Genomic DNA, 22,205 nt, shown 5'->3' with positions numbered 1-22,205 from the left:
CTATCGACTGAAACAGAAACGAAAGGCAGGGATTATCGCGGAAGCTAATCCTGAGTAAAACGGTGGATCAATATTAAACCGTTGGTGGTGATGGTAAGCGGATCACTTTTTACCCGTTGTTGACATCGCGCAGTGAACCTGCTGCTCAAATCAGGATTTAACCGCCCGGAAATAAACGTTATCGAGATCCTTGCGGCAGAAGAAAACAAAGCAAGCAGAAAAGTAGCAGAGAAGTGTGGCGGACATTTTATTGGTTGTCGCTATGGACTCATCATTTTGGACAGCAGGCCGGTAAATACTGCGATCTACCATTTTTCTCGCCCATGCGAAGGACACGAAGTGTAATCCGATATTTCAGCGAGTAAAATTGCCTGGCATGTTCTGTGTATCGTCTCAATGGTGTAGACATTTTTGTCAGAACATGTGTAAAAAAAGGGGCTGGCATCACGCCAACCCCTTGTTTGCTATTAACTTTTAGATGTCGCGTTAGCGATACCTTAGTTAAGACGCTCTTTAATACGAGCAGACTTACCAGTACGCTCACGCAGGTAGTACAGTTTGGCTTTACGTACAGCGCCACGACGTTTAACAGTGATACTGTCAATTACCGGTGAGTGAGTCTGGAAAACACGCTCAACGCCTTCGCCGTTAGAAATTTTGCGAACAGTGAATGCAGAGTGCAGACCGCGGTTACGAATAGCGATAACCACGCCCTCGAATGCCTGCAGACGTTTTTTAGAACCTTCAACGACCCATACTTTCACTTCCACGGTATCACCCGGACGGAAGGAAGGTACGTCCTGTTTCATCTGCTCTTGTTCAATTTGCTTAATAATGTTGCTCATAATTAAATCTCTTATCCTGGGTAAACTGATAGTCAGGGAAGATCACTCTTCCACATCATCATTTTGCTGCTGCTGGAACTCCCGTTTGAATTCCTTTAGCAACCTTGCTTGCTCTTCAGTCAGAGCCAGGTTTTCCAGAAGTTCAGGTCTTCTTAGCCAGGTACGGCCTAGCGACTGTTTCAGGCGCCAACGGCGAATATCAGCATGGTTGCCAGACAGTAACACTGCCGGGACCTCCATCCCTTCTAACACTTCAGGTCGGGTGTAATGTGGACAGTCCAGCAAACCTTCTGAGAACGAATCCTCATCGGCTGACGCTTGCTTGCCCAGCACGCCAGGAATAAACCGGGCGACCGAATCAATCAATGTCATTGCTGGTAGTTCCCCACCGCTGAGTACGTAATCGCCGATTGACCACTCTTCATCAATTTCGGTTTGGATTACGCGCTCATCAATCCCTTCATAACGACCGCAGACAAGAATCAACTTGTTCCGTGTCGCCAGTTCGCAAACGCCCTGTTGGTCAAGTTTACGACCCTGAGGTGAAAGATAAATCACCCTGGCTCCGTCTCCCGCCGCTGCTTTCGCTGCGGAGATGGCGTCCCGTAAAGGTTGCACCATCATCAGCATTCCCGGTCCGCCGCCGTAAGGACGATCGTCCACGGTACGGTGCCGGTCAAGCGCGAAATCACGTGGACTCCAGCTTTGAATGCTGAGCAGGCCATTTTTTACTGCCCGGCCAGTTACCCCGTAATCGGTAATAGCGCGAAACATTTCTGGAAACAGGCTAATAACACCAATCCACATTGTATTCGCCGTTACGTTACCGTTTGATTCGGAGATCAAAAACCAGGATCCCAGTCTACTTCAATGAGGCCAGTAGTGAGATCGACTTTCTTGATAACCTGTTCATCAAGAAACGGAATTAACCGTTCCTGTACACCGAATGCATCTTTCAGGTTTGCCTTAACGACAAGTACGTCGTTCGAGCCGGTTTCCATCAAATCAACGACTTTTCCCATCTCGTAGCCGTCGAGGTTAACTACCCGGCAACCCATAAGGTCTTTCCAGTAGTAGTCACCGTTCTCTAGCGCTGGCAACTGCGTCGAATCGACCTGAATTTCGCAATTGGTTAATTGCGCTGCCGCATCCCGATCGTCAATGCCTTTGACTTTGATAATCAGGTCCTGATTGTGGTGCTTCCAACCTTCCAGCTCGACCTGCTGCCATTTACCGGCACGCTGGATAAACCAGGGTTGGTAGTCGAAGATACTTTCGGCGTCTTCAGTGGAGGAAAACACTTTGAGCCAACCGCGGATGCCGTATGCGGCCCCCATTTTACCCAAAACGATGAGATTAACAGGAAGCGTTGCGGCAAGTTGTTTGCTCATGCTCACCACCGTGACAGATTAAGCTGCTTTCTTTGCTTCTTTGATCAGCGCGTTAACGCGATCAGAAAGCGTTGCGCCCTGGCCAACCCAGTGCTCGATGCGATCCAGATCCAGACGCAGACTTTCAGCCTGACCAGAAGCGATCGGGTTGAAGAAACCTACGCGCTCAATGAAACGACCATTGCGTGCATTACGGCTGTCAGTGACGACGACCTGATAGAACGGACGCTTTTTCGCGCCGTGACGTGCCAAACGAATTGTTACCATAACATCCTCTTCAGTTAATAAAACACCCGGCCCCCATCGAGGAACGGGGTCCGGGTGCTGTATAAAAAGCCCGAAAATTTTACACATTTTGGCGCAAAAAGCAACCTAATAGCACTTCTTTCCGGCTTTTTTGTGGAACGGTTAACGTCCCGGGAAACCTGGCGGCATCATACCTTTCATACCGCGCATCATTTTTGCCATGCCGCCCTTCTTCATCTTTTTCATCATGCGCTGCATGTCATCGAACTGTTTAAGTAAACGATTAACGTCCTGTACCTGCATGCCTGACCCCGTCGCAATACGGCGTTTGCGTGAGCCTTTGATGATTTCTGGCTTTTCGCGCTCTTTGCGCGTCATCGAATTAATAATGGCTTCCATGCGCACCAGGACTTTATCATCCATTTGCGATTTAACATTATCCGGCAGTTGGCCCATGCCAGGCAGCTTACCCATCAGGCTCGCCATGCCGCCCATGTTGCGCATCTGCTTTAACTGCTCAAGAAAATCGTTAAGATCGAAACCGTCGCCGGTTTTTAATTTCTTCGCCAGCTTTTCAGCCTGATCGCGATCGACTTTGCTTTCAATATCTTCAATCAGCGACAGCACGTCGCCCATGCCGAGAATGCGTGACGCAATACGTTCCGGATAGAAAGGCTCCAGCGCTTCGGTCTTTTCACCGACCCCCATAAATTTAATGGGTTTGCCCGTAATATGACGAATTGACAGCGCCGCCCCGCCGCGTGCATCACCGTCGACTTTGGTCAGGATCACGCCCGTTAAGGGCAATGCTTCGTTAAAAGCTTTCGCGGTATTAGCCGCATCCTGACCGGTCATCGCATCGACAACAAACAGCGTTTCAACCGGTTTGATCGCGGCATGAACCTGTTTGATTTCGTCCATCATCGCTTCATCAACGTGCAAACGGCCAGCAGTATCGACCAGCAACACATCGTAAAACTTCAGTTGGGCTTCTTTTAAGGCATTATTGACGATGTCTACCGGCTTTTGGCTCAGATCGGACGGACAGAAATCCACCCCCACTTGCTGTGCCAGCGTTTCAAGCTGTTTAATTGCAGCCGGACGATAAACGTCAGCAGAAACAACCAAAACCTTTTTCTTATGCTTTTCACGCAGAAATTTCCCCAGTTTACCGACGCTGGTAGTTTTACCTGCACCTTGTAAACCGGCCATCAGCACGACCGCAGGAGGTTGTGCGGCTAAATCCAGCGCATTGTTTTCCGCCCCCATCGCTGCAACCAGTTCGTTGCGAACGATTTTGATGAATTCCTGGCCCGGCGTCAGGCTTTTATTAACGTCATGGCCAACCGCGCTCTCTTTTACGCGGTTAATGAAATCGCGCACTACCGGCAGCGCAACGTCAGCTTCGAGCAACGCCATGCGAACTTCACGCAGCGTGTCTTTAATGTTTTCTTCGGTCAGCCTTCCGCGGCCACTGATATTGCGAAGGGTTTGCGACAAACGATCGGTTAAATTATCAAACATTTTCTCTCACTTAAAAAATCGCGAGGCGCCTGATCGGCAGAATGCGGCGGATTATAACACGAAGCATCAGCGATCTCTGCAATTGCCCCTCAGATCGTTTGGAGCCTGCTGTCGCTGGCGTTATACTGCTTTTTTCTTTATATCCGACCGATACCTGAAAGGATCTATGTCCGTTTTCGCGATTGTGGCCCTGTTCGCCTACTCCCTGAGCCTTGCACTGATCATTCCCAGCCTGTTAAAACGTAACAGCGGCTGGCGGCGGATGGCGGTGCTTTCTGCCTGCGTGGCGCTGATTACTCATGCTGTAGCGTTACAGCAACGCATTTTTGCCGTCGACGGCGGACAAAATTTAAGTCTGCTAAACATCGGATCTATGGTCAGTTTATTGATTTGCGCCATTATGACCATTGTCGCATCGCGCAATCGCGGTTGGCTGCTCTTACCCATTGTTTATAGTTTCGCGTTAATCAACCTCGCCTTTGCGACCTTTGTTCCTAACGCGTTTATTACCCATCTTGAAACCACGCCGGGAATGATGATTCACATTGGCCTGTCGTTGTTTGCCTATGCCACGTTGATCATCGCGGCGCTTTATGCGCTACAGTTGGCCTGGATCGATTATCAGTTAAAAAATAAAAAACTGGCTTTTACGCAAGATATGCCGCCACTGCTGACTATTGAGCGCAAGATGTTTCATATTACCCAGGTCGGCGTCGTACTGTTGACGCTGGTGTTGTGCACCGGCCTGTTTTATATGCATGACCTGTTTAGCGCCGAGAATGTAGATAAAGCGGTGCTTTCCATCATTGCCTGGTTCGTCTACATCGTTCTGCTCTGGGGTCATTATCACGAGGGCTGGCGCGGTCGTCGCGTAGTGTGGTTTAACTGTAGCGGTGCGTTACTGCTAACCATGGCTTACTTCGGCAGCCGCGTTTTACAGCATCTGCTCACCCATACCGTTCATTAATTAAGGAAGTTCTGCGTTGGAACATGTTTCAACCACCACGTTGATTATTACGTTGATTATTATGGTGCTGGTTTCGGCTTATTTTTCAGGTTCCGAAACCGGCATGATGACACTTAACCGCTATAAGCTGCGTCATCAGGCAAAAAGCGGTCATCGCGGCGCGCGTCGCGTCGAAAAATTATTGCGCCGCCCTGATCGCCTGATTAGCCTGGTGTTAATAGGCAATAATCTGGTTAATATCCTCGCGTCTGCGCTTGCGACTATTGTGGGGATGCGCCTGTATGGCGATGCCGGTGTGGCCATTGCCACCGGCGTACTGACATTTATCGTATTGGTGTTCTCTGAAGTGCTGCCCAAAACCATTGCCGCGCTGTATCCAGAAAAAGTCGCTTATCCCAGTAGCGTACTACTTGGGCCATTACAATATGTCATGCTGCCACTGGTCTGGTTGTTAAACACCATCACGCATATTCTGATGCGCATAGTGGGTATTAAAACTGAAGGTTCAATCAGCTCAGCATTAAGCAAAGAAGAGCTGCGTACCATCGTTTATGAGTCACGCAGCCTGATGTCACGTCGTAATCAGGATATGCTGCTTTCCGTGCTTGATCTGGAAAAAGTCAGCGTTGACGACATCATGGTGCCGCGCAATGAGATCGTCGGCATCAACATCAACGATGACTGGAAATCGGTGGTGCGTCAGCTTAGCCATTCGCCGCATGGGCGTATCGTGCTATTTCGCGACTCGCTGGATGATTGCGTTGGCATGCTGCGCGTGCGCGAAGCCTGGCGCATGATGACTGAGAAAAAAGAGTTCAATAAAGAGACATTGCTGCGCGCTGCTGATGAAATTTATTATGTGCCTGAAGGCACGCCATTAAATACCCAACTGGTTAAATTTCAGCGCAACAAGAAGAAGGTCGGTTTGGTGGTGGACGAGTATGGCGATATAAAGGGCTTACTCACCATTGAAGACATTCTGGAAGAGATTGTTGGCGATTTCACCACTTCAATGTCGCCTTCGCTGGCAGAAGAAGTCATGCCGCAAAATGATGGTTCAGTGTTAATCGAAGGTAGCGCCAACGTGCGTGAAATAAACAAAGCTTTTAACTGGCATCTTCCTGAAGAAGAAGCGCGCACCATCAATGGCATGCTCCTGGAAGCGCTGGAAGAAATTCCTGAAGTAAACACGTGTATTCAAATTAGCCACTACAACATCGATATTCTGGATGTGCAGGACAACATGGTCAAACAGGTAAGAATTACGCCGCAGACGCCGTTACAATCCTCTATTGGCTCCTGATATGTACTAGCTCAGACCTGATCTGACAGTTACCGGTTATTTATACAGGTGTCTGTCAGATTAAATCTGGTTCAGATTCTTTTCTGCCCAGACCCGTTTTCCATCAAGTAACGTGGCCATTGGCGTACGCCCGCAGCACATTTTCCCCTGATGAGTTCGCTCATTATTGTAATGCCACAACCAGTTGTCCAGATCCATTTGCAGGCTCTCCAGGTCTGCATATAGCTTCTTGCGGAACGTAACCTGATAAAACTCCTGCAAAATGGTTTTATGGAAGCGCTCGCAGATACCGTTCGTCTGCGGGGACATCGCTTTCGTTTTCGTATGGTCGATATCGTTGATGGCCAGATACAGCTGATAATCATGTTGCTCTACTTTACCGCAGTACTCTGTGCCCCTGTCGGTCAGTATTCTCAGCATCGGCAGCCCCTGAGCCTCATAGAACGGCAGTACCCGATCATTAAGCAGGTCGGCTGCAGTGATCGGCGTTTTACTCGTATACAGCTTGCAGTGAGCCATTTTCGAGTACGTATCCACGAACGTCTGCTGGTAGATGCGGCCAACGCCTTTCAGATTCCCAACGTAGAAGGTGTCCTGCGACCCCAGATAACCCGGGTGAGCCGTTTCGATTTCACCGCAGGCTTCGTCATCGTGCACCTTCTTCTCCAGTGCGGCGATTTGAGCATCGGTAAGCACAATGCCTTCTCTGGCGACCTTTTCCGTAAGCGCCTTCAGCCGCTTACGGAAGTTCTCCAGGTCATGTCGTTGCCAGATGGAGCGCACGCCGCTGCCGGAGATAAACACGCCTTTTTTACGCAGCTCATTACTGGTCCGGTGCTGACCGTGGGCCGGGAACTCAACGGCGTACTCAACAACCGCCCGTTCAGTGGCTTCATCGGCCCGATTCTTCAGGTTGGGTACCCGACGGTTTTGATTAACCAGCGCGTCAATGCCGCCTTCTTCAGCTAGCTCCTGGTAGCGGTAGAATGTGTCGCGTGACACCCCCATGATTTTACAGGCTTTTGATACGTTACCGAGTTCTTCGGCCAGATTGAGCAGGCCGGCTTTGTGTTTGATGATGGGATTGTTAGTATGAAGCATGAGAGTTACCTCGTGTTTTGTATAAGGATTAGACACCCATATCAAAACCGGTAACTCTCAACCTTTCAAGGTCCAGTGTCAGATCAAGTCGCGACTAATACACCTGATATTTACAAAAAACGCCGCTAAAAAGCGGCGTTTTACTTTGTCGTTAACGGCAAAAACTAGATGTGCAGTTCTTGCAGTTTCTCTTTAGGGAGTTTCAACTCTTCGTTGTGGTTCACACCAATATCATGCGCCAGAACATTGCGGGCGATTTGCTGCGCTTCTTCTAACGAGTGGAGCTTATAGCTACCGCATTGATATTCATTCAGTTCTGGGATCTGATTCTGATCTTTAACCTTCAGGACATCTTCCATCGCACCTTTCCAGGCTTTGGCGACACGCTGTTCATCTGGCGTACCGATCAGGCTCATGTAGAAACCGGTGCGGCAACCCATTGGCGAAATGTCGACAATCTCAACGCCTTCGCCATTGAGGTGGTCGCGCATGAATCCCGCAAAAAGATGTTCAAGCGTATGAATACCGCGTTCAGTAAGAATATCAATATTGGGTCGGCAGAAACGCAGGTCAAAAACAGTAATCGTATCGCCATGCGGCGTCTTCATGGTCTTAGCAACACGCACTGCGGGCGCGGCCATGATGGTATGATCAACAGTAAAACTATCCAGTAGTGGCATTACGTTGCCTCCTGTTCTGAGAATTTTTTTAAAACGATGAAACTTTTCTGTTCGCCCAACGTCTGAATATATGAAAGACGCGCATTTGTTATCATCATCCCTGACAACAGAGATGTTAATTTGGCCACATTGATGTGGCCTTTTTCTTTTCTACCCTTCCCGGCTGGCCAGATAAGTTTCGAAATCCAACGCATCACTCGCTTCAAGCTGCTGCTGTGCCGCCACAGATTCCTGCGCCTGACGCGTGAAATCGTCTTCCTTCAGCACTTCTAGCGGCTCTTCACACAGCAAATGGCGATATTGCTCTGCCAGTGCCACGCCGGTTCCGGTTAAACCGTTTTCCTTCATCGCGTGAAGGATGCGCGCCGAATAGGTTAGCTCAGGATCGTCAAACGACGCCACCAGTTGATCGCAAACTTGTTGATATTGCGTGCTGGCCTGGTTGCTGTCTAACGTCTCAGCGACACGACGCAGATCGGCAAAGAGTGTTTTTCCTACTTCCTGTAGCGAATGTTCTGCTTCACCACATCCCACCGCAATTTTTTGACCGGGCTTACGCCCTTCTAATACGACGCGGTTCCAGTTTTTGCGGGTGCATTGCAACTCTTCAGCGCTCATCTCAGGCGCATCTGCCAATGTACACCAGATTAAAAACAGGTCGAGGAACCGCACCTGGTTTTCATCAACGCCAATTGCGGAGAACGGATTAATATCAAGCGAACGCACTTCAATATATTCAATGCCGCCACGCAATAACGCGTCCGATGGCGCTTCGCCAGAACGCGTAACGCGTTTCGGACGGATCGGTGCGTATAACTCGTTTTCAATTTGCAGCACATTCGTATTGAGCTGAAGCCAGTTGCCGTCGGCATCTTTAATGCCCATGTTCGCAAACTCTTCTGACGGCGTTTTAATCGCCTTTTTAAGAGCGGAAACATAGCCATCCAGAGAGTTGAAGGTAATGCCAAGTGAACTTTGCGATTTATTGGTATAGCCCAGATCGCTCAAGCGTAGCGAGGTCGCATACGGTAGCCATAGCATCCCTTCCCCGTTAGTTTCAAACGGTAGCGCGCTTTCACGACCCTGCAGAAAGCCCGAACAAATAGCTGGCGAGGCACCAAACAGATAAGGAATAACCCAGCCAAAGCGATAATAGTTACGGATTAACCGCAGATAGCCTGCAGAAATTGTTTCTTTACCGCTTTCTATATCCTTCACATCCGCCCATTCTTGCCAGAACGACAGCGGTAACGAAAAGTTGTAGTGAATACCTGAGATGGTTTGCATCAGCGCACCATAACGATTTTTCAGCCCTTCACGATAAAGCGTTTTCATCCGGCCGATATTTGAATTGCCGTATTGCGCCAGTTCAATCTTGTTTGCGTCTTCAATAACGCACGGCATACTGAACGGCCACATACGCTCTTCACCTAGCTCACGCGCAACGTGACGATGGATGTCGCGCAGGAAAGCCAGCATATGGTCGATATTTTTATCAACCGGCGTAATGAATTCAAGCAGCGTTTCAGCGAAATCGGTAGTAATCCAGTCATGCTTTAATGCAGAACCTAATGACAGCGGATGACCACTTTCCGCAAGGTGACCATTGGGTTGTACACGCAATGTTTCACGTTCGATGCCACGTCCAATGCCTTTCAAAGCATTAGGATGCGCCTCCAGCCAGGAGAGCGCTTTAGATACATCCGGGATCACATTAACCTCCCGCTGTGAGAATAATTTATTTTTGTTCAGCATAATGTTAACCGTAGCCTCGAATCTGTGCGAATCAATGCCACCATTGCATGCTCTGTAATGTGGCGGTCGCGATAACGATATAACGCAGCGTTTTACCGACAGCGAGAAACAATGTTGCCGGGAGCCAGGCGAAGCGTAACCAGCCTGCGAGAACGCAGAGCAGATCCCCTACTACCGGCAACCAACTAAACAACAGCGCTGCAGGCCCCAATCGGTGCAACCACGTTATTGCTGTGTCATGCCATCGCCCCTGACGTTTTAACGGCAGTAAGCGACCAATAAAAATGTTGGTTAAGCCGCCCAGGGTGTTTCCCAACGATGCGGCCACAACCAACCCATAAACTGATATTTTTTGAGCAATCAGTAAAGCAATCAGCAGTGCTTCAGAACTTCCCGGTAAAAGCGTCGCGCTTAAAAAACTGCTGCCAAACATAGAGGCGTAAGCAAGAATTGCACTCACAGTAAGCGAACGTCAACCACGTCCATACCGGCGGCTTTTGCCGCCTGCACGCCAAAATCAGCGTCTTCGAAAACAACGCAACGTTTCGGAGCGACACCCATGAGTTCAGCACAACGTAAAAAAGTATCTGGCTCGGGTTTATGACGCTGCACATCATCAGCACCAACTACCGCCGTAAATAGCTCACGTACGCCCAGTTGATTTAATAGCGCCTCGGCCATGCTGTGCTCACTACCCGTCCCGACGGCCATTGGGCGACGTCCGTGATAGGCTTTAACCACGTCCATTAAAGGAAGCGGGTGCACGTTTTCTAATAACATAGCTTTGACGGCAGCGGTTTTCTCGGCCGCAAGAAGATGAGGGTCGTGAGACGATCGATTCGTTTCAATAATGAACTGCGCAAGTCGCCAGGTCGGCGCACCGTTGAAACCAACCATTCGTGCTTCATCCAGCGTTAATCCATAACGCGCCAGTACCTGATGCCACGCTTTTCGATGTGTCGGCTCGGTATCAAGAATGGTGCCGTCCATATCGAAAATCAGGGCGTCGTATTGATCGTACATTGTCACTCCGGACCTTCAACAAATGAGACATTACTTTAGCCTAATGCGCACAGGTTGTCGCCAGGGGGGATGAACAGCAAATGCTTTGAAAGCATTAGCATTTTTACTTTTCAGAAAAAGGTGATCGGATGAAACCCGGTATAACTGCGTGGAATTACTGCGTTTTTTAACAAGCCGGGAGTGGGGAAAAGAAAAGCTGAAACGATGGGAATCGTCAGGGGGAGATGATGTTGAACAGGGATTAGGTATGCAAGCGGTAAAAATTTGAAGCGGATTTGCGGGCTTAAAATGGTGCATCCGGGAGGATTCGAACCTCCGACCGCTCGGTTCGTAGCCGAGTACTCTATCCAGCTGAGCTACGGATGCATTTAAAAATTCTTGTACAACACAGGGTGCTAACTACTCACCAGGAAAGGAACTGCTCGTTCACTTTAAATCACGTTCTAACTCATTTTCCGATGGTGCATCCGGGAGGATTCGAACCTCCGACCGCTCGGTTCGTAGCCGAGTACTCTATCCAGCTGAGCTACGGATGCATCGGAAATGGCGGTGAGGGAGGGATTCGAACCCTCGATACAGCTTTTGACCGTATACTCCCTTAGCAGGGGAGCGCCTTCAGCCTCTCGGCCACCTCACCTTACGCGTTCTTACGAACTGTGCTTCTGAACTTTGTTTCCGCTCATCGGCACTGCGTGGCGCACATATTACTTTCCCGCACTTATAAGTCAAACCCTTTTTTTTCACTACGCGCCTGATCGAACAAATGACAGGCAATTGGAACAAAATGACGGCAAAAAGAGTGAAGAATCAACAAAGAAAGAGGCGTGTCGTTTAAAAAAAGGAATGCAGAGAAGGGAAAGAAAAGAAGCTTTAGATAAAAGCGGTAGCGCCTCGCAGAAATGCGAGACGCTGAATCCGTTAAACGCTCGTTTGTTGCGTTTTTTCGGCCTGGATGCGCTGATAAATTTCTTCGCGATGCACAGACACTTCTTTCGGTGCATTTACACCGATACGAACCTGGTTACCTTTAACACCCAGCACCGTTACAGTCACCTCATCGCCAATCATGAGGGTTTCACCAACTCGACGAGTTAGAATAAGCATTCTTTGCTCCTTGAAAGATTAAAAGAGTCGGGCTTGTACGGCTTCCCGGCATTATCCATCATTAAACGCTGAACATAGACTATGTCAAATACACCAATGTACATCCATGCGCCAATACATTCTGCTGATAGTTAGTTTAGCCGAAATACACTGCATCAACCTGACTTTGTCATTAGCTACTGTGCATCGAATGAAAAAGCGCCGGAACAGCAGTTCTGACGCTTGTTACGATACTTTGTTTTATTCATTACAAACGGCTGGAAACCCAGGCTTCAACCCCTGCCAGTGCACTTTTCAGCGCCCCGGCATCAGTACCACCCGCCTGTGCCATATCAGGTCGACCGCCGCCTTTGCCACCCACCTGCTGCGCCAGTTCTGCGATCAGTTCACCCGCCTTAACGCGATCGGTTAAATCTTTAGTTACCCCAGCAATGAGCGAGACTTTACCTTCCGCTACCGTCGCCAATACAATCACTGCTGAACCCAGCTGGTTTTTCAAATCATCAACCATGGTGCGCAGCATTTTAGGCTCGATATTACTCATTTCGCTAATCAGCAGCTTCGCTCCTTTAACATCTCTTGCATTGCTACTGAGTGAAGCACTTTCCTGAGCGGCTTGCTGGTCACGCAGCTGCTGTAACTCTTTTTCTAATGCGCGAACATGGTCAACTAATCCACGTACTTTGTCATTCAGATTACTACTGTTTGCCTTAACCAACTGAGCAAGATCATGCAGTTGACTGCTCTGCGCATTAACCTGAGCCAAAGCGGCCTCGCCAGTAATAGCTTCGATACGACGGATCCCCGCCGCTGTGCCGGATTCAGCCAGAATACGGAACAGGCCAATGTCGCCGGTACGGGCAGCATGCGTGCCACCACAAAGCTCTACTGAGAAATCACCCATTGTCAATACGCGCACACGCTGATCGTATTTTTCGCCAAACAGCGCACGTGCACCCCTGGATTTTGCGACATCGAGATCCATTACTTCGGTCTCAACAGGCCAGTTGCGACGAATCTGAGCGTTGACGATATTTTCTACCCGACGAATCTCTTCCGGTTTCATTGCTTCAAAATGCGAGAAGTCGAAACGAAGATATTTGTCGTTTACCAGCGAGCCTTTCTGAGCAACGTGTTCACCCAACACCTGACGCAGCGCTTCATGCATTAAATGGGTGGCAGAATGGTTCAGGCGAATACGTTCACGTCGTGCAGCATCAACTTCCGCTTCCAGCCGATCGCCAATACGTAACTGGCCGGTTGTCAGCTTACCGATATGACCAATAGCCTGGCCATATTTTTGTGTATCCTGCACGTTAAATTCAGCATTCTTCCCTTTCAGCAAACCGGTATCACCCACCTGGCCACCGGATTCACCATAGAACGGTGTGACATCCAGAACCACAACGGCGTCCTGGTCAGCGCTGATTTCGTCAACAGCTTCGCCTGCCACATACAGCGCTTTTACGGTCGCGTTTAAATCCAGTTGATCGTAACCCTTGAAGGAGGAAGCCGCATCAATGCGAATCACATTGCTGTAATCTGCGCCAAAGCCACTCGCTTTACGTGCACGCTGACGCTGCTGCTCCATTGCTTTTTCGAAACCCGCTTCGTCGATTTTCAAATCACGCTCGCGGCATACATCAGCGGTAAGGTCGGCAGGAAAACCGAAGGTGTCATACAAACGGAAAACCGTTTCGCCATCCAGCGTATCGCCCTGCAGTTTCGTCAGCTCTTCGTCTAACAGTGCTAAGCCCCGCTCAAGCGTTTTAGCAAACTGCTCTTCCTCGCTTTTCAGGATATTTTCCACCTGAACCTGCTGACGCGCGAGTTCTTCCCCGGCAGCACCCATCACTTCGATTAACGGCGCCACAAGTTTATAGAAGAAAGCGTCTTTAGCGCCCAGCATGTTGCCATGGCGAATGGCGCGACGAATAATACGACGCAGCACATATCCACGATTTTCATTTGACGGGACCACACCATCGGCGATCAGAAAAGCGCAAGAACGGATATGGTCGGCAATAACGCGCAACGATTTGTTATTCAGATCGGTTGCGCCAGTGACCTTAGCTACCGCCTGGATCAGTTTCTGAAACAGATCGATTTCATAGTTGGAATTAACATGCTGAAGAACAGCTGAAATACGTTCCAGACCCATGCCGGTATCAACGGAGGGTTTCGGCAGTGGCAGCATGGTGCCATCAGCCTGGCGGTTGAATTGCATAAAGACGATATTCCAGATCTCAATATAGCGATCACCATCTTCTTCCGGGCTTCCCGGCGGTCCACCCCAAATATGATCACCATGATCGTAGAAAATCTCACTGCATGGGCCGCAAGGGCCGGTATCGCCCATTTGCCAGAAGTTATCAGACGCGTAAGCACTGCCTTTATTATCGCCAATGCGGATGATACGTTCATGAGGGATACCAATATCTTTGGCCCAAATATCGTAAGCCTCGTCATCGGTTTCATAAACAGTTACCCATAAGCGCTCTTTCGGCAGTTTGAACCACTGCTCGCTCGTTAACAGTTCCCAGGCAAACGCAATAGCTTCTTTCTTGAAATAATCACCGAAACTGAAGTTACCCAGCATTTCAAAAAAGGTGTGATGACGTGCGGTGTAACCCACGTTTTCCAGATCGTTATGTTTACCGCCAGCTCGCACGCAGCGCTGCGAAGTCGTTGCACGTGAATAATCACGTTTCTCCTGGCCGAGGAAAACATCTTTAAACTGGTTCATGCCGGCGTTAGTGAACAGTAACGTCGGATCGTTATTCGGTACGAGGGAGCTGCTGGTTACAACCTTATGTCCCTTGCTATTAAAAAAGTCGAGAAACGCTTGACGGATCTCAGCAGTGCTCTTGCTCATAAATATCCTGAATCACGCTAACGAACGTTCCGCCTCTTCAGGCAAGCCGCAACCGTACGACTTACCTGTTCAGAGGAACAAAAAAGTGGGAATAAGATAAATTTTCTTCAGTTGGAAGTAAAATTACATCGGCTCCTGGTCATCAATATTTCTAAAAATGGCTTGAATATCTTCCGTCAGAAATCCCTTCGACTGCAAAAAGCGCTGCACTTTTGCCTTTTCTTTCCATTCCTTAGGTAACGGAAGCCCAAATTTACGTTCGGCAAGTTGAGCTGCGCATTCAGCCCAGTCGATGCTGGTTTCTTCCATCGCTAAATGGATAGATTCACGGTCAATGCCTTTTTGCGCAAGTTCCATGCGTATACGTTGTGGGCCATACCCTTTACGACTGCGGCTTTGAATGAAGCGCACCGTGAAACGTTCATCATTGAGCCAGCCGTTTTCCTGACACCAGTCCGGCACCTTTTCCATTTGCTCTTCGGTAATGGTTTCAGGGGCTTTTTGTTGCATATAGGCTGTTCGCTGCACCGACTGCTGCAATTTATGCTTTAGTTCTTCGCGACTGTGATCGCGTTGAGCCAATAAGCGCATCGCGCGATCGAGTAAACGAGAGAATGTAATAACTTGCGATTGAGGTTGTTCAGACATACTGCTCACCTTATACAAACGAAGTGGAATTATGGCGGCAGGGCAAAGCAGAGGGAAGGTAAGGAAAGGCAGAAAAACAAACGGGAGCGGATTTCTCCACCCCCGTAAACATACTAGAAGTCTTCGTTCGCTTCGCTCGCAACGTTTTCAGCATCATCAGCAGGCACAACCGCTGGACCGCTTTCACCGTTGAGAAGCATATCGCGCAGCTTCAGGTCAATTTCATTCGCTATTGCTGCATTTTCTTTCAGGAAGTTGCCCGCATTCGCTTTACCCTGACCAATCTTATCGCCATTGTAGCTGTACCATGCGCCAGCTTTTTCAATCAGCTTATGCTTCACGCCTAAATCGACCAGCTCACCAAACGTATTGATACCTTCACCATACATGATCTGGAATTCAGCTTGTTTAAAGGGTGCCGCGATTTTGTTCTTCACTACTTTAACGCGCGTTTCGCTACCGACTACGTTATCGCCTTCTTTAATCGCACCGATACGGCGAATATCCAGGCGGACGGACGCGTAAAACTTGAGCGCGTTACCACCCGTAGTGGTTTCCGGGTTACCGAACATTACACCAATTTTCATACGGATCTGGTTGATGAAAATCAGCAGCGTATTGGACTGTTTGAGATTACCGGCCAGCTTACGCATCGCCTGGCTCATCATACGTGCCGCGAGGCCCATATGTGAGTCACCAATTTCACCTTCGATTTCTGCCTTCGGCGTCAACGCAGCCACAGAGTCAACAATGATAACGTCAACAGCGCCGGAGCGTGCTAACGCATCACAGATCTCCAGCGCCTGCTCGCCGGTGTCTGGCTGAGAACACAGCAGATTATCAATATCAACACCCAGCTTTTTAGCGTAAACCGGATCCAGGGCATGTTCTGCGTCGATAAAGGCACAGGTTTTGCCTTTACGCTGCGCCGCTGCAATGACCTGCAACGTTAGCGTGGTTTTACCAGAGGCTTCCGGGCCATAAATCTCGACGATACGCCCCATAGGCAGACCGCCTGCACCCAGTGCGATGTCCAGTGAGAGCGAACCGGTAGAAATAGTCTCTACGTCCATTGAGCGATCTTCACCCAGACGCATGATGGAGCCTTTACCGAATTGCTTCTCAATCTGGCCCAGTGCGGCTGCTAAAGCCTTCTGTTTGTTTTCGTCAATTGCCATTTCAACTCCTAATCATGCCGGGTAACCATGCACACAAGGTGCCTGCTCTCTTTCTGTTGCCGATAATTATACTGTATAGTCATACAGTATCAAGTTTAATTTATCAGAAATTCGCGATACAACGTCTGCAACGCCCAGGCAACAGATTGCCGCCTTACGGCCTCACGATCGCCTGAAAAATGCTGACAATAAGCTTCCACTTTGCCTTGCGGAGCTGCAAAAGCAAACCAGACGGTACCCACCGGTTTATCGTCGCTACCACCGTCTGGCCCAGCAATCCCGCTGACCGAAACCGCAAATTCAGCCTGTGCTTCGCGTTGCGCGCCTACGGCCATTTCACGGACAACGGCTTCGCTTACCGTGCCAAACTGCTCTAATGAAACGGCCTGTACGCCCACAAGTTGCTGTTTCGCATGATTGCTATACGTTACGAAGCCGCGCTCAAACCAGGCTGAACTGCCACTGATGTCAGTAATGACTTTAGCAATCCAGCCGCCTGTACAAGATTCCGCACAGGTTACCGTTGCATCGAGCTGCTTCAGTCGTTCACCAATCTGCGCGCTAAGCCTTTGCAGTTGTTGATCATTCATCTCTGGCCTCCGTTTAGCTGTTAGCAAGGTGGTGGAATACAGCAACTTTTTCAAGCTTTTTGGCATAAGAGGCGGTTGATTTGCGCACCACTTTCCCGATTTATGTATGCTTTTTCATTGCAACGATAAAAAGACGTGGGAAGGACAGCAAAATCTGGCCGTCTGCACGCGATGAATAAGCCATGCTTAATTGCTCATGATAAGCCTCGAGAAAGGCATTCTGTTGAGCATCATCCAGCGGAGCTAAAAATGGCCGTAAACCGGTCGCTTTTAGCCAGCTAATAACAGCCGATATGTCTGGCATAACATGGTAGTAGGTAGTGCGCCAAATATTGACTTCACAGCCTGTTTCAGTCAGCAGATCATAATAACGTTCAGCGGTGAGAAGCTTTTTCCGATCTAAAGCTTGCGCCCCAATTAATGCATTCCAGGAGGCCTGCGCGGCCACCTCTCGCATCAAACGGTGAGAGGGTTCGTTGAGATTGTCCGGCATTTGTATAGCCAGCGTGCCGCCCGCTGTAAGCTGGTTTATCAAATGCGGGAGTAACGTGTCATGTTCGTTTAGCCACTGCAACGATGCGTTAGCATAAATGACATTTTGCGGCGTATCAGGATGCCAGGACTGAATATCAGCATACAGAAAATCACACTTCGGCAATCGTTCACGAGCCTGAGTCAGCATGGCTTCAGACGTGTCTATACCAGTGACCTGGGCTTGTGGCCATGCTGCGACAAGCAATTCCGTACTGTTACCAGGCCCGCAACCTAAATCCGTTACGTGAAGCGCGTCTGTTGTTGTAATTTGCGCCAACAACTCTTTGGCTGGACGAGTTCTCTCTGTTTCGAACTTACGATATAGCTGTGGATCCCAGTCTTTCATGATTTACCTTCGTCGTCGCATTACCTGATTCGATAAAAATAAGACGCACGCAAAATTGAAAAGTGCGATGCATCCTCCATTTTTGCATTATGCGCTGGCGGAATAGCGTTGAGCTCATTAGATTAAAACATCGTTTCATTTTAATGAAAATTGATGCAGGAGCTAATCATGTCGACTACCCATTCCGAATTTGCTGGTGTCTGGTGCCCTTCCGTTACGCCATTTAATGAGCAAGGCGCTATCGACATTGAGGCGCTAGGACGTCATTTTGCGCGTCTGAGTACGTCAGGCATCGACACCTTATTGTTGATGGGCAGTATTGGTGAGTTTGCCTCGTTATCACAGCAAGAACGGCTATTACTCCTGCGAGAAGCCCGCCAGTTATCGCCCTTGAAAATGGTAGCGAATGTATCCAGCACCTGCATCTCGGACATGCTTCAGCTGGCAGAGGCAGCCTGGAAAAGCGGTTTTGATGCTGTGGTGGTTTTGCCGCCCTACTATTACGGACAAACGCAAAATCAGCTACTGCGTTATTTTGAAGCGCTGGACCAACAGCTAGGCGGTAAATGGCTTGCCTATAATTTTCCTGCCCGCACCGGCTGCGATCTCTCGCCGTCAATAGTCAGCGAACTGGCAGCAAAATTGCCTGACTTTGTGGGCATTAAAGACACGGTAGATTGTTTGTCGCACAATCGCGCATTAATACAGGAAACCAGGAAAGTACGCAGTGATTTTGCTGTGCTTTCTGGCTATGACGAATATCTGTTACCCAATCTACTCGCGGGCGGGGCGGGGGTTATTTCAGGATTAAATAATATTGTCCCCGAGCTGTTTGCAAATGCAATGCGCGCCTGGCGTAGCGGCGATTTACCTGAGTTAACCCGTATTCAACAACGTATCGGTAAATTAATGGCTATTTATACTATCGGCGATGATTTTGTCACGACGATTAAAACAGCCGTTTCGCGCCGTTTCGATTCAATGACACATCAATCCCGTAATTATGGCGGCACGCTAACAGTACAGCAGTGCGAAGCAATTGATCGTTTATTCGACTGATCTGTTAAGCTTTTGCACGGGCGCATCATTGCGCCCGTCACATTTAGTTCTTTTTGACGAATTCAGACTTGAGTTTCATTGGTCCAAAACCATCGATTTTACAATCGATATTATGGTCACCTTCAACCAGACGAATTCCCTTCACTTTGGTGCCGATCTTCAGCGGTGCAGAGCTGCCTTTTACCTTAAGATCTTTGATCACGGTTACGCTGTCGCCATCGGCGAGCAGATTCCCGTTAGCGTCCCGCACCACTAATTTATCCTGACTGCTGTCGGTTTCTGCCTGTGTCCAGACATGCCCACATGATGGACAGTTAAGATTATCACCGTCCTGCCAGGTGTAATCGGCATGACAATTCGGGCAAGCGGGTAAGGACATAACAACTCCAAAATTTTACGAAAAGTATGATGGCGACAAAACGGCGCCATCATATAACCTTAACGTTATTAAGGACAGAACTTAAAATATCGTTCCCTGGCGCGCTTTACCTACCGCTTCACCCAACTGCCAGACTGCCATTGCGTAATGCGTGCTGTGGTTATAGCGCGTAATGACATAGAAATTCGGTAAGCCATACCAGTACTGATAGCTGGTACCTAAATCAAGTCGCAGTAAGCTAATCTGATCATGACCATTTAATGAACCTTGCGGAGAGAGGCCAGATGCGGCAAGCATGCCAACGCTGTAGCTGGTTTTGAAGCCATCCTCCAGCAAAGGTGCCTGCCCACTTGCCGGAACGGCTACATTTTCACCGCTGCGCCAACCATGTTGTTGGAAGTAATGCGCTACGCTACCAATTGCATCAACCGGATCCCATAAATTCGCGTGACCATCACCGTTAAAATCCACCGCGTATTGTTTATAAGAGGATGGCATAAATTGTCCATAACCCATTGCCCCGGCAAAAGAGCCACGTAAATCTAACGGATCGTCTTGTTCGTTACGCGCCATCAACAAGAAAGTCTCCAGCTCACTGCTGAAATACGCGGCACGGCGTGGATAACTGAAGGACAATGTAGCCAGAGCATCCAGAATGCGCGTTTTACCCATTATCCGGCCCCAACGCGTTTCCACACCGATAATACCGACGATGATTTCCGGCGGCACCCCGTAAACCTGTTGCGCGCGCTGTAATGCATCCTGATACTGGTTCCAGAAGGCGACGCCGTTTTGCACGTTATTCGGCGTGATAAATTTGTTGCGATAGCGAATCCATGCTCCGTTAGGCCCAGCTGGCGGCGTGTACGACGGCGCCTGACGATCCATCAAACTCAAAACATAATCCAGTCGTTTAGCCTGGCCTAGTACCGCGTGTAACTGTTGGCGGTCAAAGCCATGTTTTTCAACCATTTGATCAATGAACTGCTCCGCTGCAGGATTGCCCGCAAAGTCACCAGACATAGGTTGAACCGTATGAGAAGGTTCCAGTAAAAATCCCCCTTTCGGCGCAGCCAGCATTTTTTGCTGTGGCGGGACATCAGGTTTGCTGCTGCAGGAGGCCAGAAGCGAAATAAACGCAAGGAGAGCTAACTTGAGACGCATCGGTTATCCATAAACGAAGAGTAAATTCAGATGCGGTAATAGTAGACGTTTAGCGCAGCGACATACAGGTCAAAATCTTAAAAAACGTCAAGGCGCAACCCGATAAAAGGGCCACGGAGCAGCTTCTCCCCGCGGCCTGAACTTCTTTAGCGGCAGTTTCTGACCAGCTGGTAACGGCGGGTCAGATACTCAACCGGCGCGCTCCAGATATGAACCAGTCGGCAGAATGGGAACAGCAGGAATAGCGTCATTCCCAGTACCATATGTACACGGTAGATAAAGGCTACACCTTCCAGATGGTGCGACGCATCACCCTGGAACGTGACCACTGCCTGGGCCCAGCCCACCAGTTTCATCATTTCACTGCCATCCATATGCTGCGCGGAGAACGGGCAACTTATCAGCGCTGGCATGACCAACAAAGCGATTGCCCGAAAACTGACGATCAGCGAAAGCACCGTCAAAGTGCACGTCAAATATCTGCTGAAAAAGATGCATCTGGAGTCCCGGCTGGAAGCGGCTGTCTGGGCACTGCAAAACGGCGTACATTAGGCGTGTCAGCGCCCGGCTTCCCGGCTATGAATGTCATCTTTAACGCAGCAAATCTTACTGCCGCAGAAATCGCGAGCCGCCTCGTATGCCCCACTTAAAAGCAGGAAGACAGCGACTTTTCTGTCGCCAGCCGCCGCCTCATTTGCCAGGATGCCACTCAGGCCACTACCGATTAATACCCTGACACTGCGTCAGGCTGGCATATGCCCTGCGCTATTCGTTATCATCAGCTTATCCTGCGCGCCGACGCTGTTCCCTTTCGGTTTCATAAGCGTTGACCGCCAGAAATTTACCGCATCAGAGATGAGTTAAAACGTTATGTTAGAGCCAACCGAAAAGGACTTCAGCACCCACACGCCAATGATGCAGCAGTCTTTTTCCCTCAATCCCTGAACCCCTTGCCACAAGCGGCTTGCGGCTCAGCTCCTAAAGCAGCTATAAAAACCGATTTTCCTATTGTTAAGCTGGATTGCGCTCACTACTGCCCCAAAAATGCCCCAAATTACCGAAGCATCACGATATGAGTTGCCGCCACCAATACAAGCGAGACTCTTATTTAATGCTCGATAACCCCTATAACCCTAATAAGATTTGACAACAGAACCATTTGGGGTTACTATAACCCCACCAAAACAGCACAGAGAGCCGGAGGATGGATAGCAGGAATGCAATAGCAATGATAGAAGCCGATGGGTGGTATCTGGTGAGAGTTAAAGGCAGTCATCACCAGTTCAAACACCCAACGAAAAAAGGGCTGGTAACGGTAAAACATCCACAAAAGGACATACCGCTACCAACACTAAAAAGTATCAAAAAACAGGCGGGGCTTTAAGCCCCACCTACTGGAGGTTTAAATGTTATACCCTGTTGCTATTGATAAAGGCGATTCATCCTTCGGCGTTCGCGTACCCGATATTCCAGGCTGCTTCTCTGGCGGCGAC

At 49.2% G+C, this 22,205-nt stretch carries 23 protein-coding genes, 3 tRNA genes and 3 pseudogenes; 7 read left to right on the top strand and 22 right to left on the bottom strand.

What is annotated here, in order from left to right; genetic code table 11:
* Positions 1 to 126 precede the first annotated feature (126 nt).
* A pseudogene (locus tag QRY16_RS19430) lies at positions 127 to 345 on the top strand (GNAT family N-acetyltransferase); the annotation flags it as partial.
* Positions 346 to 497: 152 nt separating this feature from the next.
* Here the strand turns inward: QRY16_RS19430 and rplS are convergent.
* The 5 genes from rplS to ffh all read right to left on the bottom strand — a co-directional run bounded on the left by rplS (position 498) and on the right by ffh (position 4,006).
* The gene (gene rplS / locus QRY16_RS19425; protein WP_193404515.1) at positions 498 to 845 is read right to left on the bottom strand and encodes a 50S ribosomal protein L19; all 348 of its coding nucleotides are present in this window, start codon (positions 843 to 845) and stop codon (positions 498 to 500) included.
* 42 nt (positions 846 to 887) lie between these two features.
* On the bottom strand, positions 888 to 1,652 hold the full coding sequence (gene trmD / locus QRY16_RS19420) for a tRNA (guanosine(37)-N1)-methyltransferase TrmD (protein ID WP_193404514.1): 765 nt from the start codon (positions 1,650 to 1,652) through the stop codon (positions 888 to 890).
* 35 nt (positions 1,653 to 1,687) lie between these two features.
* Positions 1,688 to 2,236: a ribosome maturation factor RimM gene (gene rimM / locus QRY16_RS19415; protein ID WP_289777718.1), complete on the bottom strand. Its 549-nt coding sequence runs from the start codon at positions 2,234 to 2,236 to the stop codon at positions 1,688 to 1,690.
* Positions 2,237 to 2,254: 18 nt separating this feature from the next.
* Positions 2,255 to 2,503, bottom strand: coding sequence for a 30S ribosomal protein S16 (rpsP, locus tag QRY16_RS19410; RefSeq protein WP_033791972.1), 249 nt, complete (start codon positions 2,501 to 2,503; stop codon positions 2,255 to 2,257).
* 141 nt (positions 2,504 to 2,644) lie between these two features.
* Positions 2,645 to 4,006: a signal recognition particle protein gene (gene ffh, locus QRY16_RS19405; protein ID WP_289777717.1), complete on the bottom strand. Its 1,362-nt coding sequence runs from the start codon at positions 4,004 to 4,006 to the stop codon at positions 2,645 to 2,647.
* Positions 4,007 to 4,172: 166 nt separating this feature from the next.
* On the opposite strand from ffh, the gene QRY16_RS19400 reads away from it, so the two are divergent.
* Together QRY16_RS19400 and QRY16_RS19395 are read left to right on the top strand one after the other, a co-directional pair.
* On the top strand, positions 4,173 to 4,973 hold the full coding sequence (locus tag QRY16_RS19400) for a cytochrome C assembly family protein (RefSeq protein ID WP_193404511.1): 801 nt from the start codon (positions 4,173 to 4,175) through the stop codon (positions 4,971 to 4,973).
* 16 nt (positions 4,974 to 4,989) lie between these two features.
* Positions 4,990 to 6,276: an HlyC/CorC family transporter gene (locus QRY16_RS19395; RefSeq protein ID WP_289777716.1), complete on the top strand. Its 1,287-nt coding sequence runs from the start codon at positions 4,990 to 4,992 to the stop codon at positions 6,274 to 6,276.
* Positions 6,277 to 6,336: 60 nt separating this feature from the next.
* Here QRY16_RS19395 and QRY16_RS19390 read toward each other — a convergent pair whose 3' ends face one another.
* The 14 genes from QRY16_RS19390 to tam form a co-directional block, all read right to left on the bottom strand.
* Entirely contained in the window at positions 6,337 to 7,377 is a 1,041-nt protein-coding gene (locus tag QRY16_RS19390; protein ID WP_193403339.1) for an IS481 family transposase, read from the bottom strand.
* A 164-nt stretch (positions 7,378 to 7,541) separates the two neighbouring features.
* Complete coding sequence (luxS, locus tag QRY16_RS19385) at positions 7,542 to 8,057, bottom strand: S-ribosylhomocysteine lyase (RefSeq protein ID WP_193404509.1); 516 nt, start codon at positions 8,055 to 8,057, stop codon at positions 7,542 to 7,544.
* Between the two features lie 150 nt (positions 8,058 to 8,207).
* Entirely contained in the window at positions 8,208 to 9,812 is a 1,605-nt protein-coding gene (gene gshA, locus QRY16_RS19380; RefSeq protein ID WP_193404508.1) for a glutamate--cysteine ligase, read from the bottom strand.
* 31 nt (positions 9,813 to 9,843) lie between these two features.
* Entirely contained in the window at positions 9,844 to 10,272 is a 429-nt protein-coding gene (locus QRY16_RS19375) for a YqaA family protein (RefSeq protein WP_193404507.1), read from the bottom strand.
* Positions 10,269 to 10,835 carry a fructose-1-phosphate/6-phosphogluconate phosphatase gene (yqaB, locus tag QRY16_RS19370; RefSeq protein WP_289777715.1) on the bottom strand — a complete coding sequence of 189 codons (567 nt, stop codon included), beginning with the start codon at positions 10,833 to 10,835 and terminating at the stop codon, positions 10,269 to 10,271. The genes QRY16_RS19375 and yqaB overlap by 4 nt, the downstream gene beginning before the upstream one ends.
* Before the next feature lie 289 nt (positions 10,836 to 11,124).
* A tRNA-Arg gene (locus tag QRY16_RS19365) sits at positions 11,125 to 11,201 on the bottom strand.
* A gap of 93 nt (positions 11,202 to 11,294) precedes the next feature.
* Positions 11,295 to 11,371, bottom strand: a tRNA-Arg gene (locus QRY16_RS19360).
* Between the two features lie 8 nt (positions 11,372 to 11,379).
* Positions 11,380 to 11,472 (bottom strand) — tRNA-Ser (locus QRY16_RS19355).
* A 281-nt stretch (positions 11,473 to 11,753) separates the two neighbouring features.
* The gene (csrA, locus tag QRY16_RS19350) at positions 11,754 to 11,939 is read right to left on the bottom strand and encodes a carbon storage regulator CsrA (RefSeq protein ID WP_008927091.1); all 186 of its coding nucleotides are present in this window, start codon (positions 11,937 to 11,939) and stop codon (positions 11,754 to 11,756) included.
* Between the two features lie 247 nt (positions 11,940 to 12,186).
* Complete coding sequence (alaS, locus tag QRY16_RS19345; protein ID WP_289777714.1) at positions 12,187 to 14,814, bottom strand: alanine--tRNA ligase; 2,628 nt, start codon at positions 14,812 to 14,814, stop codon at positions 12,187 to 12,189.
* A gap of 123 nt (positions 14,815 to 14,937) precedes the next feature.
* A complete protein-coding gene (locus tag QRY16_RS19340) occupies positions 14,938 to 15,462 on the bottom strand; it encodes a regulatory protein RecX (protein ID WP_289777713.1) in 525 nt (174 codons plus the stop codon).
* Positions 15,463 to 15,575: 113 nt separating this feature from the next.
* Positions 15,576 to 16,640: a recombinase RecA gene (recA, locus tag QRY16_RS19335; RefSeq protein ID WP_289777712.1), complete on the bottom strand. Its 1,065-nt coding sequence runs from the start codon at positions 16,638 to 16,640 to the stop codon at positions 15,576 to 15,578.
* A gap of 95 nt (positions 16,641 to 16,735) precedes the next feature.
* Positions 16,736 to 17,230, bottom strand: a complete 495-nt coding sequence (pncC, locus tag QRY16_RS19330) for a nicotinamide-nucleotide amidase (protein WP_289777711.1) — start codon at positions 17,228 to 17,230, stop codon at positions 16,736 to 16,738.
* A gap of 100 nt (positions 17,231 to 17,330) precedes the next feature.
* Positions 17,331 to 18,110, bottom strand: a complete 780-nt coding sequence (tam, locus tag QRY16_RS19325) for a trans-aconitate 2-methyltransferase (RefSeq protein ID WP_289777710.1) — start codon at positions 18,108 to 18,110, stop codon at positions 17,331 to 17,333.
* A 168-nt stretch (positions 18,111 to 18,278) separates the two neighbouring features.
* On the opposite strand from tam, the gene QRY16_RS19320 reads away from it, so the two are divergent.
* The gene (locus QRY16_RS19320; RefSeq protein WP_289777709.1) at positions 18,279 to 19,169 is read left to right on the top strand and encodes a dihydrodipicolinate synthase family protein; all 891 of its coding nucleotides are present in this window, start codon (positions 18,279 to 18,281) and stop codon (positions 19,167 to 19,169) included.
* Positions 19,170 to 19,212: 43 nt separating this feature from the next.
* Here QRY16_RS19320 and QRY16_RS19315 read toward each other — a convergent pair whose 3' ends face one another.
* The 3 genes and pseudogenes from QRY16_RS19315 to narI all read right to left on the bottom strand — a co-directional run.
* On the bottom strand, positions 19,213 to 19,548 hold the full coding sequence (locus QRY16_RS19315; RefSeq protein WP_193404499.1) for a zinc ribbon domain-containing protein YjdM: 336 nt from the start codon (positions 19,546 to 19,548) through the stop codon (positions 19,213 to 19,215).
* Between the two features lie 81 nt (positions 19,549 to 19,629).
* On the bottom strand, positions 19,630 to 20,712 hold the full coding sequence (gene mltB, locus QRY16_RS19310; RefSeq protein ID WP_289777708.1) for a lytic murein transglycosylase B: 1,083 nt from the start codon (positions 20,710 to 20,712) through the stop codon (positions 19,630 to 19,632).
* 146 nt (positions 20,713 to 20,858) lie between these two features.
* A pseudogene (gene narI / locus QRY16_RS19305) lies at positions 20,859 to 21,176 on the bottom strand (respiratory nitrate reductase subunit gamma); the annotation flags it as partial.
* Between narI and QRY16_RS19300 the strand changes: the two are divergent.
* The 3 genes and pseudogenes from QRY16_RS19300 to QRY16_RS19290 form a co-directional block, all read left to right on the top strand.
* Positions 21,106 to 21,264: pseudogene (locus QRY16_RS19300) on the top strand (LuxR C-terminal-related transcriptional regulator); the annotation flags it as partial. The pseudogenes narI and QRY16_RS19300 sit on opposite strands and share 71 nt — an antisense overlap.
* Positions 21,265 to 21,916: 652 nt before the next feature.
* Positions 21,917 to 22,096, top strand: coding sequence for a type II toxin-antitoxin system HicA family toxin (locus QRY16_RS19295; protein ID WP_012906750.1), 180 nt, complete (start codon positions 21,917 to 21,919; stop codon positions 22,094 to 22,096).
* 22 nt (positions 22,097 to 22,118) lie between these two features.
* Positions 22,119 to 22,205: type II toxin-antitoxin system HicB family antitoxin (locus tag QRY16_RS19290; protein WP_289776956.1), on the top strand; the 87-nt coding region annotated here is incomplete at its 3' end.

The sequence above is a fragment of the Mixta mediterraneensis genome (assembly GCF_030283135.1).
GTDB lineage: Bacteria > Pseudomonadota > Gammaproteobacteria > Enterobacterales > Enterobacteriaceae > Pantoea > Pantoea mediterraneensis.
The sequence above is the reverse complement of the archived record's forward strand: the minus strand, read 5'-3'. Positions and strand labels throughout refer to the sequence as shown.

Excerpts from the sequence above, each read along its gene's own strand:
- yqaB (WP_289777715.1), bottom strand. The coding sequence starts at position 10,835 with ATGTACGATCAATACGACGCCCTGATTTTCGATATGGACGGCACCATT.
- mltB (WP_289777708.1), bottom strand. The coding sequence starts at position 20,712 with ATGCGTCTCAAGTTAGCTCTCCTTGCGTTTATTTCGCTTCTGGCCTCC.
- QRY16_RS19400 (WP_193404511.1), top strand. The coding sequence starts at position 4,173 with ATGTCCGTTTTCGCGATTGTGGCCCTGTTCGCCTACTCCCTGAGCCTT.
- alaS (WP_289777714.1), bottom strand. The coding sequence starts at position 14,814 with ATGAGCAAGAGCACTGCTGAGATCCGTCAAGCGTTTCTCGACTTTTTT.
- ffh (WP_289777717.1), bottom strand. The coding sequence starts at position 4,006 with ATGTTTGATAATTTAACCGATCGTTTGTCGCAAACCCTTCGCAATATC.
- trmD (WP_193404514.1), bottom strand. The coding sequence starts at position 1,652 with ATGTGGATTGGTGTTATTAGCCTGTTTCCAGAAATGTTTCGCGCTATT.
- tam (WP_289777710.1), bottom strand. The coding sequence starts at position 18,110 with ATGAAAGACTGGGATCCACAGCTATATCGTAAGTTCGAAACAGAGAGA.
- csrA (WP_008927091.1), bottom strand. The coding sequence starts at position 11,939 with ATGCTTATTCTAACTCGTCGAGTTGGTGAAACCCTCATGATTGGCGAT.
- QRY16_RS19340 (WP_289777713.1), bottom strand. The coding sequence starts at position 15,462 with ATGTCTGAACAACCTCAATCGCAAGTTATTACATTCTCTCGTTTACTC.
- rplS (WP_193404515.1), bottom strand. The coding sequence starts at position 845 with ATGAGCAACATTATTAAGCAAATTGAACAAGAGCAGATGAAACAGGAC.
- recA (WP_289777712.1), bottom strand. The coding sequence starts at position 16,640 with ATGGCAATTGACGAAAACAAACAGAAGGCTTTAGCAGCCGCACTGGGC.
- gshA (WP_193404508.1), bottom strand. The coding sequence starts at position 9,812 with ATGCTGAACAAAAATAAATTATTCTCACAGCGGGAGGTTAATGTGATC.
- QRY16_RS19295 (WP_012906750.1), top strand. The coding sequence starts at position 21,917 with ATGGATAGCAGGAATGCAATAGCAATGATAGAAGCCGATGGGTGGTAT.
- luxS (WP_193404509.1), bottom strand. The coding sequence starts at position 8,057 with ATGCCACTACTGGATAGTTTTACTGTTGATCATACCATCATGGCCGCG.
- rimM (WP_289777718.1), bottom strand. The coding sequence starts at position 2,236 with ATGAGCAAACAACTTGCCGCAACGCTTCCTGTTAATCTCATCGTTTTG.
- QRY16_RS19320 (WP_289777709.1), top strand. The coding sequence starts at position 18,279 with ATGTCGACTACCCATTCCGAATTTGCTGGTGTCTGGTGCCCTTCCGTT.
- pncC (WP_289777711.1), bottom strand. The coding sequence starts at position 17,230 with ATGAATGATCAACAACTGCAAAGGCTTAGCGCGCAGATTGGTGAACGA.
- rpsP (WP_033791972.1), bottom strand. The coding sequence starts at position 2,503 with ATGGTAACAATTCGTTTGGCACGTCACGGCGCGAAAAAGCGTCCGTTC.
- QRY16_RS19315 (WP_193404499.1), bottom strand. The coding sequence starts at position 19,548 with ATGTCCTTACCCGCTTGCCCGAATTGTCATGCCGATTACACCTGGCAG.
- QRY16_RS19390 (WP_193403339.1), bottom strand. The coding sequence starts at position 7,377 with ATGCTTCATACTAACAATCCCATCATCAAACACAAAGCCGGCCTGCTC.